The 11841-nt window shown below is 40.9% G+C and carries 10 protein-coding genes; 8 read left to right on the plus strand and 2 right to left on the minus strand.

Annotation, left to right across the window (positions count from 1 at the left end; translation table 11 throughout):
* Positions 1-651: 651 nt before the first annotated feature.
* The 3 genes from aguB to DXA60_RS19650 are packed head-to-tail and all read left to right on the plus strand — an operon-like array spanning position 652 to position 2257.
* The gene (gene aguB, locus DXA60_RS17780) at positions 652-1530 is read left to right on the plus strand and encodes an N-carbamoylputrescine amidase (RefSeq protein WP_117922614.1); all 879 of its coding nucleotides are present in this window, start codon (positions 652-654) and stop codon (positions 1528-1530) included.
* A 29-nt stretch (positions 1531-1559) separates the two neighbouring features.
* Entirely contained in the window at positions 1560-1985 is a 426-nt protein-coding gene (locus DXA60_RS19645; protein ID WP_330418457.1) for a hypothetical protein, read from the plus strand.
* Positions 1986-1993: 8 nt separating this feature from the next.
* On the plus strand, positions 1994-2257 hold the full coding sequence (locus DXA60_RS19650; RefSeq protein WP_330418458.1) for a hypothetical protein: 264 nt from the start codon (positions 1994-1996) through the stop codon (positions 2255-2257).
* A gap of 1098 nt (positions 2258-3355) precedes the next feature.
* Here the strand turns inward: DXA60_RS19650 and asnA are convergent.
* A complete protein-coding gene (asnA, locus tag DXA60_RS17795; protein ID WP_117922609.1) occupies positions 3356-4366 on the minus strand; it encodes an aspartate--ammonia ligase in 1011 nt (336 codons plus the stop codon).
* 266 nt (positions 4367-4632) lie between these two features.
* Between asnA and DXA60_RS17800 the strand changes: the two genes are divergently transcribed.
* The 4 genes from DXA60_RS17800 to DXA60_RS17815 are packed head-to-tail and all read left to right on the plus strand — an operon-like array spanning position 4633 to position 8588.
* A complete protein-coding gene (locus DXA60_RS17800; protein WP_117922610.1) occupies positions 4633-6615 on the plus strand; it encodes a methyl-accepting chemotaxis protein in 1983 nt (660 codons plus the stop codon).
* A gap of 15 nt (positions 6616-6630) precedes the next feature.
* The gene (locus DXA60_RS17805; RefSeq protein ID WP_117922611.1) at positions 6631-7605 is read left to right on the plus strand and encodes a sugar ABC transporter substrate-binding protein; all 975 of its coding nucleotides are present in this window, start codon (positions 6631-6633) and stop codon (positions 7603-7605) included.
* 15 nt (positions 7606-7620) lie between these two features.
* Positions 7621-8130, plus strand: coding sequence for a DNA-deoxyinosine glycosylase (locus DXA60_RS17810; RefSeq protein ID WP_117922612.1), 510 nt, complete (start codon positions 7621-7623; stop codon positions 8128-8130).
* Between the two features lie 32 nt (positions 8131-8162).
* Entirely contained in the window at positions 8163-8588 is a 426-nt protein-coding gene (locus DXA60_RS17815) for a transglycosylase (protein WP_243006951.1), read from the plus strand.
* Positions 8589-8683: 95 nt separating this feature from the next.
* Here the strand turns inward: DXA60_RS17815 and DXA60_RS17820 are convergent, their stop codons facing one another.
* Positions 8684-8887, minus strand: a complete 204-nt coding sequence (locus DXA60_RS17820; protein ID WP_117922613.1) for a helix-turn-helix domain-containing protein — start codon at positions 8885-8887, stop codon at positions 8684-8686.
* Between the two features lie 117 nt (positions 8888-9004).
* Here DXA60_RS17820 and DXA60_RS17825 point away from each other — a divergent pair.
* A partial coding sequence (locus tag DXA60_RS17825) for a leucine-rich repeat protein (RefSeq protein ID WP_147345407.1) occupies positions 9005-11841 on the plus strand: 2837 nt, incomplete at its 3' end.

Here is an 11841-nt window from a genome sequence, read left to right on the forward strand (position 1 = left end):
CGTACAACGGAACAAAACAGTCCCGGCTTGATGCAATTTGCCAATCACAAAACTGCGATATCACCCTTCGCCGGGGAACTCATAGCCCAACAAACCAGTATTTATTGCGTAACCAGTGAATATCAGAATATACGGAGGTATTACTATGGTGGAAAGAATCGTAGGTCTGATAGCATGTGTTATGTGTGCAATCCCTTTTTTATTGTATAAACAATGTTCCATTGCATTTCTCATTACCGGGACTGGATTTATGGTGATGCCCATTGTGGGAATAATACTGATATGTCTTGACTGTACGCTTGGAATTTATGTTATGTACAAAAAATACAAAAGAATTTTAAATATGTATTCATAACTTTCAATTTTAAGATAGCTTTGTTACCGGACAATATCGAAGAATGGCAATCAGATTGCACTGTATGAAACTTCCGAAAGGAATTTTGCCGGGATCTTTATATAATCCGGACACTATGTTGAAATGTCTGGAGTGGATAAAAGAAAAAAGCAAAGATAAAAATTGTTTGGGAGTATTATGTGCTCATGAATATATGTGATGAAGAAAAAATCTGATTGTGAAACGAAAAGATTTTTATGCCACTTCCACCAAAAAGAAAATTTACAGTAAAAAATAAGAACAGAAAGGACATACACATGAGACAGGTAAAAGTAGCCGCAGTTCAGATGAAATGTGAACCAGAGCAGGAAAAAAATTTGAAGAAGGCAGAAGAAATGATCCGCAAGGCTGCAGCGGAAGGTGCAAATATCATTTTACTGCCGGAACTTTTTGAAAGAGAATATTTCTGCCAGCAGCGCAGATATGATTTTTACAGCTATGCAAAACCCGTGAAAGAGAGCGAGGCTGTAGCAATGGGAGTACGCCTTGCAAAAGAATTAGGCGTGGTGCTGCCGGTCAGCTTTTATGAGCGTGATGTCAATAATCTTTATAATTCGATTGCCTGTATTGATGCGGATGGAACAATCCTTGGTGTGTATCGGAAAACACATATTCCTGATGATCATTATTATCAGGAAAAGTTTTATTTTACACCAGGAGATACCGGATTTAAAGTATTTGATACGAAATATGGCTGCATTGGTATCGGAATCTGCTGGGATCAGTGGTTCCCGGAGACGGCGCGTGCGATGGCACTGCTTGGTGCAGAATTATTATTTTATCCGACGGCGATCGGCTCTGAACCGATCTTAGAGTGTGACAGTATGCCGCACTGGAGACGCTGCATGCAGGGACATGCGGCAACAAATCTGATGCCGGTGATTGCGGCAAACCGTATTGGCAGGGAAGAAGTAGAGTCTTGTGATGAAAATGGCGGACAGAAGTCAGCATTGGAATTTTATGGATCATCGTTTCTGACAGATGAAACAGGTGAGTTACTGGTCAGTGCCTCAAGAGATAAAGAAGAAATCTTAAGTCAGACTTATGAATTGGATGAACTTCGGGAAAAAAGACTGGAGTGGGGACTTTTCCGGGACAGAAGACCGGAATGTTATGGAATTATCGCAGGTATGTAATTTATTGAGTATATGATGGAGGATGCAATATGAACAAAGATCCATTCAAAGAATATATAAAAGAATCAGAGCCTGAAAAGAGAAATAAAGGATATGCATGGCATACTGCAATTGGTCTGCAGGCTGTGGATGGATTAAAAACTTCGCAATATTTAGTTGATACTGCAATTAGAAATATTGAAGGTGATATTTCAATAGATGAAGCCAGTGAATTATTAAACAGTTATTATGAGGAAAATCCTAAGACGGAAAATGATGACAGAACGGAGGAAGCGGATAAGGTTGCTCTTAGAATTGCCAAAATTTTATCAGAAAAAGCATTTAGCTTTACTCCGAATGAATATATATCAATCCACAAGAAATTGTTTGTTGGGATTTATAAGCATGCAGGCAAAATACGTGATTATTGCTTTTGGAGGAGAAGAATGAACTCCACAATCGTTCAATGCATATAAGTGGCTCATTGAAAGCGGACATTGAAAATACAAAAGCGGACATTGAAAAAATTTTGACGAATATTGATGATGTTATCGAAAATAAAACAGTTATGCATGTGACTGCTTTATATGAAGAGTGCGGAAGGAATAATGTATTTGGACGTTCTGGTGTTGAGAGAATAACAGGTTTGAAATCTACAAGGGCATCAGAAATCATAAAATTAATGTTAGAAAATGATGTCATAGAGCCTGTTAGAGGGCAGGGAAAAGGAAAATATCGATTCAAATGAAGAAACGATAAATGATGGTTTGTGGTTAGCTTGAGTTCCCCGGTGAAGGGTGGTTCCGGGGTTTTCGATTGGCAAATTGCATCAAGCCGGGACTGTTTTGTTCCGTTGTCCGAAAATAAGGCAATCTAGGTCTGCCCGCTTAGGTTGTGGTGGAGTGACGTGTGCGTCCTAAATGTGCCGTCCGGGCACATTAGGACTTGTGCTGCCGTCCGTGGCAGCACAACACTGTGTTACGAACAGGCAGACTAAGATTGCCTAATTTTCTTCCAAAGTCACAAAACGAGTCCCGGCTTGATGCGATTTGCCAGCCGCAAGGTTGTGAACCACCCTTCGTCGGGGAACTCATTTTACAACCTTGGGGGTGCGTAAATTTTTGTGACATTCATTTCAAAAAGGTTGAAAAATCTCGACGCAATCTGTTATATCTATGCTTTTAAACATACATACTTGGAATAATAATCTGCATTATTAGTCTGGTAATTTACGAAATGATTAATGTAATGCAACATAGCAGATGAAACTTCAGACAAGTCATCAGGCTGAATATTAATGATACAGCACATTAGGATTTTAAGCATATTTCCATTCGTGCGAATATCAAAAATTCACACCCGCGCCCCCAGTTTTGAGATGAACCGCCCGCCCAAATGGTGTTCATAACCTGAAGTCTGGCATCTTGCGAAAAGCCGAAGTAATTTTGTGACTTTGGGAGAAAATTAGAAAATCTTAGTGTGTCCGTAGGTATACAGTGATGTTCTGCCACGGATGGCAGAACAAGGCAGCATCGAGTCATGGATGACTCGTTGTTGCCGGTCACGTCACTCCGAGAAAATCTAACTCAGACACACTTAGACTTTTCTTATTTTCGTACAACGGAACCAAAATTAACTCCGGCTTTGCGCAAAATGCCATTCACAGACCTACGACACACCATTTGGACGGGCGACGCATGTCAACCACAAACCAGTATTTGTAGGGAAAACTTATTCGTAAAAAACACAGGTACATTTTAAAATCTCACAGCAGAGATTAAAAATGGACCTGTGTTTTTATGTATCATATAAGATAGCAGAACAGCTATAAAAACTGTATGCTGAATTATAAAAGCTGAATCCCGTTTTTCTCACACTCTTTTGCGACTGCATCCGGCCACAGAGAAGACTGTACTTCTCCGATATGTGCTTTACGAAGGAAAAACATACAGATACGGGACTGTCCGATTCCACCACCAATGGTATAAGGAAGTTCTTCGTTGATGATCGCTTTCTGGAAAGGAAGTTTTGCACGATCCTCACAGCCTGCTTTTTTGAGCTGGGAGAGAAGTGCTTTCTTGTCAACGCGGATACCCATGGAGGAAATCTCAAGTGCAATGTCAAGTACCGGATAGTAGACAACGATATCTGCATTTAAAGACCAGTCATCATAGTCCGGGGCACGTCCGTCATGAGGCTCTCCGTTTTCTAAGGTATCACCGATCTTCATGATACATACGGCACCCTTGGTTTTGGTGATGTAATATTCACGTTCCTTCGGTGTATTGTCCGGGAACATCTCCTCTAATTCCTGGGTTGTGATAAAGAAGATATCATGTGGAAGGATCTCTTCTATATAATCATACTGGATCGCCATGTATTTTTCCGTTTTGCGCAGGCAGTTGTATACAGTGGTGACGGTTTCTTTTAATGTCTCAATATTACGTTCTTCTTTATGGATGATCTTTTCCCAGTCCCACTGATCTACAAAAATAGAGTGGATGTTGTCGGTATCCTCATCTCTGCGGATAGCATTCATATCGGTATACAGTCCTTCACCGTAATCGAAACCGTATTTTTTTAATGCGTAACGTTTCCATTTAGCGAGAGACTGTACGACTTCTGCCTCTTTTCCATTCTGTTCTTTGATATCAAAAGTAACAGGGCGTTCAATACCGTTTAAGTTGTCGTTGAGACCGGATAACGGATCAACGAAAAGCGGAGCAGAAACGCGGGATAAATTCAGGCGAAGTGCAAGCAGGTTCTGGAAAAAATCTTTTACTGTTTTGATTGCAATCTGCGTATCGTGCAGATTTAGTTCTGAATGATAATCTTTTGGAATAATTAAATGTTCCATCTAAGGTTCTCCTCTCTGGTATAAACCACATATTGCGGCATAATACCAATCCCATGTGCCTTGTATATGTATGAAAATGAAATTGACACACTAAGTTATTATAGCACAGCAGACCTCATTTTCAAGAAAAGATCATGTAATTTCTTGAAAAATACATGTATACAATGTAAAAATTAGCGGAAACGATATATGATACATATTGACGAAAAAAAGCAATGATTTTATAATTTATATTGTAAAATTTATGTAAAAAGAGAGGGCAGTTTATGAAAAAGCAAAAGACGGTGTCGATTAAGGCAAAGTTACTTGGTGTCATTATACCGGTCGTGATTGCAATCGTTGTGGTACTTGTTGTGGTTGCTTATCAGATATCTGCAGGAATTATCAAGAAATATTCACAGAATTTACTGCAGTCTTCGGTAGAGAATCAGGCGTCCCAGATTGAAGCGTGGCTGAATGAGAATCTTGCTTCTTTTCAGATGGCGAAGACTACGATCGAGAATTTAAAACCGGATGATGAGGAACTAAAGACCATATTGGACAGTTACTATGGATATAACAGCAATTATCCGGATGGACTTTATGTGGCAGATTCCGCAGGACAGCTTATAACGGCATCCGAATCGACAAAAAAGGAATCCGATGTAACAAACAGTACATGGTATAAAGAAGGTCTTTCCAGAGTCAATATGGCAGTCGGTTCTGCCTATCAGAATGCAGATGGTGTGGACGTGATCAGTGCTTCTGGCATTTTAAATGACGGATCTGATAAAGTACGTGTCATTTCAGCAGACATGACATTAGACCGAATTGCAATTATTGTAAACTCTTTTATTGAGATGAATGACGCGGAAGCATTTCTGGTTGACAAAACCAGTGGAGTGATTCTGGCAAATCGTGATTCTTCTTTGATTTCCCAGACGCTTGGCGCAGAGGGACAGAGTCATTTTTACCAGCTTACAGCAGAAAAAGTTGCGGATAAAGATTATAATTTTGTAACACTCGATGGAAATATGACGGTATTTCAGGAAGTAGAAGGAACAAACTGGCTTTTAGTATCTTACATTCCTACCAGCATTGTACTTTCTGATCTGACACAGCTTCGTAATATTATGATCGTGATCAGTGTGATCTGTATCGCACTGCTCTGTGTTCTAATCGAACGTGTGACACATGTTGTAATTAAACCGGTCAAGGAAATGACAAGAGTTATTGCGGCAATGACTTCCGGTGACTTCACAGTTTCCATCAAGACAAAAGGAAATGATGAAATTGCTGTCATGAGTCATAGTGTGGAGAAATTTATCGTTTCCATGAAGCAGATGATCTCCGAGATGGGAAATGTTTCCGGCAAGTTGAAGAATCAGGCTGACTCAAGTAAGGGTGTTTCCGGTGAGATGAGTTCTGCAGCGGGAATCCAGTCACAGTCGATGAGCGAGTTGAACGCGACGGTTGATCAGTTGTCTGTATCTGTAAATGAGATCGCGGAAAATGCAACACAGCTTGCAGGTGTGGCAGCAGATACCAAGAGCGACAGTGATATGGTTGAAAGCAAGATGCAGGAGACAGTTGCTGTTTCTGAAAAAGGACGTAAGGATATGGAGCGCGTTGGTGAGGCACTCTCAAATATCGAAGTTTCCATTCACAATCTGGAAGAGGCTGTTAATAAGGTAGGAACCGCTTCCGGCGAGATCGTGCAGATCATCAAACTGATTGGTGATATTGCTGACGAGACGAACCTGTTATCTTTAAATGCTTCGATTGAGGCTGCACGCGCAGGCGAAGCAGGAAGAGGATTTGCAGTTGTTGCAGCTGAGATTGGTACACTTGCAAAGAACAGTGCGGATTCGGTAGCACATATTACAGAGCTGATCACAGAGATCAATACATTAGTAGAAGATGCTGTCAGACAGGCAGGAAACAGTGCACAGGATATTTCAGGCAGTGCAGAATTGATCCACACAGCAGTCGATACATTTGATACGATCTTTAAAAATATTCAGGAAACGAGCACGCTGATCGGCAACGTGGTAGATAAGATCAATCAGGTAGACCAGGTTGCTACGAATGTTGCGGCTATTTCGGAAGAGCAGGCGGCAAGTTCCGATGAGATTCTTGCAACATCAGAATCCATGTTACAGCAGGCAAAGAATATTTCAAAGAACAGTGACCAGGTAGAACAGGAAGCAGATAACCTTGCCGTTTCTGCAGATCAGCTTGCAGATCAGGTAAAACAGTTCCGGATATAGAGAGGAGATCGTGCGATGAAGAAATTAATAAGTACTATCATGTGTCTGGCATTGCTCGTAGGATGCCTTGCCGGATGTGGTGGAAATACACAGACAGGTTCAATAGATGGTAAAGGATTAAAGATTCTTCTGTCATTATCACAGGCAGATACTTTCCGAAATGTACTTGTGGCACAGGCACAGCAGACGGCGGAAGAGTGTGGGGCTCAGCTGGATGTATTTGATGCAGAAAATTCCATTGAAAACCAGGTGGAGCATATCAAAAAGGCGGTCAGTGAGAATTATGATGTGATTTTATGCGGACCGGTTGATGCTGATACGGCATTCGAATTAGAAGCGCTTGCAGGTGATATACCAATCGTATTTTTTAACAGCTGCCCGGATGAGTCGAGACTTCAGGCTGGGAAATATATTTATGTTGGATCGGATGAATATGTGGCAGGACAGTATCAGGCAGAGTATATTCTAGATAAATTTGCTTCTGCGGATGAGATCAATGTGGTGTTGTTAAAAGGACCGAAAAAACATTCCGCGACAAAAGGAAGATCTGAGTCATTAAAGGATACTTTAAATGCATCAGGGAAAAAGATCAATTATGTCTTTGAAGATAACGCCGACTGGGAGCAGGACCGTGCGAAAGGGATGTTCAATATATTTTTAAAGACAGGACAGAAGTGTGACGTTGCTGTCTGCAACAACGACTCTATGGCACTTGGTATCATTGATGCCTGTGATGCAGCAGGAATCAGTGATGTGACGGTACTTGGAATCGATGCGACTGCAGACGGATGCAAAGCGATTGAAGATGGAAAGATGGACTTTACCGTATACCAGTCCGCAGTCGGACAGGGTGAGAGTGCTGTTTATGCTGCAATTGCACTTGCAACCGGAAAAGATGTGACGACTTTAGAGGGAGCTACCGCAGATGGCTTATATGTATGGGTACCATTTGAAAAAGTAGACAGTTCTAATGTTAAAAATTATGAATAGAAAGCGTACATAAAAATGGAATATACACATGTAAAACACACGTTTTCGCCAGTATATAATGAGGAATCCAGGATATTAATTCTGGGTTCCTTTCCGTCTGTAAAGTCGCGGGAGAACCAGTTTTATTATGGACATTCGCAAAACCGTTTCTGGAAGCTGATAGCGGGAATTTTTAATGAACCGGTGCCACAGACGATTGAGAAAAAGAAAGATTTGCTTTTAACGCATCAGATTGCTGTGTGGGATGTGATCGACTCCTGTGATATTGTGGGTTCTTCTGACAGTTCTATCAAAAATGTTGTGCCGAACGACATGAATGTAATCTTATCGGGGGCAGATATTCAGGGAATCTTTGCAAATGGTGGAAAAGCGTATCAGCTTTTTGTAAAATACTGTAGTAAAGAGGGAATGCCGCCTCTTGGCAAACTGCCATCCACAAGCCCTGCAAATGCGGCATGGAGTCTCGAACATCTGACGGCGGAATGGAAAGCGGCATTTGGAATGTATTTAGAAATAACAGAATAGAAGATGAAGAACAGCACAGGAAGGGGATAAATTTGAAAAAAGAAGAAATGACAAATATGGATTTCCTGCTTGAGGCAGTGGGAATCGTAGCTGCAATGATTTATCTGGGACTGCAGATTTATTATGGAATCGTATATGGAGTGGCATTTACCGGAATTATTTTAAATGCGGTGATCCTGATTCTTGTATATGTTGGACTGACGCTGCTTGCACGTTATCCGGAAAGGGTAAATAACCTGCCGAAAGAAATATGTAGTGGGAAAATAAGAAAATATACGATCCATATGGTGCGTGCGGTCAAGCTGATCTTTGTGCTCAGCCTTTTATTTACCAGTATCTGTGATGCTGCCGGGGTACAGATCAATAAAGGGTATAGTCTGGTGACGGTTGCATTGATCGTTATTGTGACAGTGGTGTATGAGGGGAAGATCATTAAGCTGCTGCGTGGGAAAAAATAAGTATATATATAAAGAAAAGACGATTCTGAATGGAATCGTCTTTTCTTTATATAGAGTGATCAATGTCTGCGGAGTGGGCATTTTATGTATTCTTATTACTTTGTATCAACGCGTCCAACAAGATAATCGATTGAGCAGTGATAAATATCTGCTAACTTTATGAGAATGTCGATTGGAAAATCACGAATACCTTTTTCGTAACGGGAATAAACATCCCGGTGCAGATCAAGCATGGCAGAGATTTCTTTTATAGTAAGATCATTGTCTATTCTTAAGTCCTGAATTCTTTGAAACTTCACGTGAGTGTCTCCTCTAACTTAATAGACAAATTATAATCAAAATGCTATAATTTAATTCATAATAAGACCGTTTGGTCGTATTAAGAGAAATGAGATATCTGCGAAAGGAGACCAGTTATGAAAAAACGTATGATAGCATGGATGCTTTGTGCCTGCATGACGTTTACGGCAGCACCAGAAATGCTGCTGGCGGATGTGGCAGGGAATGCACAGCAGACACGGGAAGAAAACAGTTTCAAAGAGAAAGAGACTGCGGAGACACAGACTGCAGAACAGGATGATGAAAAGTCAGCAGTGACAGAGAAAACGGAGACAGACCAGGCAGGTGAAGAAGATCATAATGCCGGACGTCTGGCAGAAGAAATGTCTGGGATGGCGGAGACGAAGATTGTCACGGAAGAAGCAGAAGATTCGGACGCGGAGATTGTTACGGAAGAGACGGAAATAAATGAATCAGGGTCAGCTGGGAATGTCTGGACAAGCGAATCGGAGGTGATGGAAGATTCAGAGACGGGGATTGTCACGGAAGAGACGGCAGAAACAGAGCAGGTTGAAACCGAGACAGTTACGGAAGAAACGGAAAGTATCGAATTGACCGCAGAAGAACAGGAGCAGATCGAACAGGAGGTTATGGATGAGATCTCATTTTTTTCTGCGTCTGACTCGTACAGTCTTACAGAAGAACAGCTTTGCATGTTAGCGCCATCATATCTGAATAATCAATCATATGATGATATTATTGCAAAATGTGGAGATATGTCTTTAGAGGCAATCAACAGTGTCTCTGCTACCGATGAGACAGTTGCGTCATTTATGTACAGCATAAAGACAGGCAGCAGCGTTTTGTGGAGTGAATTCTGGTCAAAATGCAATCTTGGCGATAATACTTATGAAAGTTTTGAAAAACAGGCTGCAAGGAGGGTTGTATATGAATATTTGCAGGCAAATCAGAACCTTACCAAAACAGCGGGAGAGGTAGAGAAAAACTTAAAGATTGTCAATAAAGTATACGATTTTTTGAAAGACAAGGATAAAGAGGCATATCGGAAAACTCTGGTGGAGAATAATAAAAACAAATTGCTGTCAGATGAAAAAATCGGGGAAATGGTGGACGGTCTATATGAAAATATGGATCTGTTCATGAAATTCACAAATGATACAAATGAAATTTTCCTGATGGTCAGCGGTATGATCGAAATACAGGAGATCGAAGTTCAGGCTATCGACGATCTAATGATCATTCATGAACATGTCAAAGATCCGTCTATCTATAATGAACTGATCACATTGCGCAATGAAATTGTAGAAAACCCGGCGCAGTATATTGTAGATCATTATATGTCGGATAAAGTGCTCAGTGTCTTACAGAAAGAGGCAAAAAAAGCAGCCGGAAGTATTGTCTCAGGCGTGTTTGATTATAGCAGTCTGCCGTGGGGAATCGTGAATAAAGCAGCCGGGATGATTGCATCTGTGTATGAACGTTACAATCCATCTGTTTCGGATATCGTCTATTCATCATTGTTATATCAGTACTGGATGGATTCAAACAGGGCAGTCGCACATTACCAGCATTTGTTTTACACTGGAAAAGGGACGAAAGATGATATCCGTTATCTTGAGGCAGCAGTTAATTTTAATGCAGCATGTACGAAAATGCTGCTGTCAAAATCAAAAAATCTGGTAAAAAACAGGGATAAAAGATTATATACAAAGATGGACTGCTGGGAGAGCAGCATGGGTTCGGAAGTAAATTATGAACTTTACATTAACAGCTGTCTTTCCAATGCAACAAAGGCAGTGAATGATGGCACATTAACAATCAAGGACGATTCTGCAACGATCAGGGATAATAATGGAAATGTCATTGACGAAAATTATGACAGTACAGCCAGTATCAAAGCAAAGTTTGCAGCCATTCAGAGCCAGTACAAACCGAATGTGGGGCAGACGTGGAACGGTGACTGGGGTGGAGCAATCCAGTGTTTTGGATTTGCAAGAATGGTATTTTATCAGTTGTTCGGCTGTAATATGCCAAACCGTTATTATGGAAACGCAAGATATAAATACCAGAGTGAAGAAAATGTAGATCTGGTGGGGCAGATTTCGGGAAGCAGTGTGACAACAGACAGTGCAAAAAATCTGTTGCAGCAGGGAAAACTTGGCGATATCATACAGGCATGTGGCAGTGGTAACGGCGGACAGCATACGATGGTGTTTGTCAGTGCGGATGATAACGGTGTCACGGTATATGACTGTAATGCAAGGTTAAGTGCGTCAGAACCGGCATGTGTGATCCATCAGTGGACGATAAAGTGGAGCACATGGGCATCATATTATGGCAGCGGCGATAGTTCCAGTGAAAATGGAATTTCCCTGTACCGTGCCTCTAACTATGCCCAGATTTATGGTGACGGGGATGGAATGTTCTATGATGATTCCGTTAATTTTGTCATTGAAAATGGTGTGCTGAAAAAATATAACGGCTGGCAGACTTTCGTGGAAATACCGGATACGGTAACGGCAATCGGGGATGAAGCGTTTAAAAATAATACAAGTATGGTATCGGTCAGCATACCGGATAGTGTAAAAAGTATTGGAGACAGTGCGTTTTATGGATGTACGTCACTGCTTGGTGTTGTGATACCGGACAGTGTAGAAAAAGTTGGCAGGTGTGCGTTTCAGAAGTGCAGCAAGCTGGCGAGTGCGTATTTACCGGTGAATGAGAAGTTTACAGTGATAAATACATGCACATTTTATGAATGTGTATCATTGAAAGAAATTATTGTACCGGATAATATAGTTAAAATAGAAGATAATACATTTTGGTCATGTAGCAAATTAAAAAATGTAAAGTTGTCTTTGAATCTGGAGTATTTGGGAAGATATACATTTAGTCATTGTGACAGCCTTGAAAGTATAAAAATTCCAAAAAGCTTAGAGAAATGTGGATTATA

The sequence above is a fragment of the Roseburia sp. OF03-24 genome, from assembly GCF_003463035.1.
GTDB lineage: Bacteria > Bacillota > Clostridia > Lachnospirales > Lachnospiraceae > Roseburia > Roseburia rectibacter.

Coding starts and splice junctions, on each gene's coding strand:
- aguB (WP_117922614.1), top strand. CDS start 652: ATGAGACAGGTAAAAGTAGCCGCAGTTCAGATGAAATGTGAACCAGAG.
- DXA60_RS19645 (WP_330418457.1), top strand. CDS start 1,560: ATGAACAAAGATCCATTCAAAGAATATATAAAAGAATCAGAGCCTGAA.
- asnA (WP_117922609.1), bottom strand. CDS start 4,366: ATGGAACATTTAATTATTCCAAAAGATTATCATTCAGAACTAAATCTG.
- DXA60_RS17800 (WP_117922610.1), top strand. CDS start 4,633: ATGAAAAAGCAAAAGACGGTGTCGATTAAGGCAAAGTTACTTGGTGTC.
- DXA60_RS17805 (WP_117922611.1), top strand. CDS start 6,631: ATGAAGAAATTAATAAGTACTATCATGTGTCTGGCATTGCTCGTAGGA.
- DXA60_RS17810 (WP_117922612.1), top strand. CDS start 7,621: ATGGAATATACACATGTAAAACACACGTTTTCGCCAGTATATAATGAG.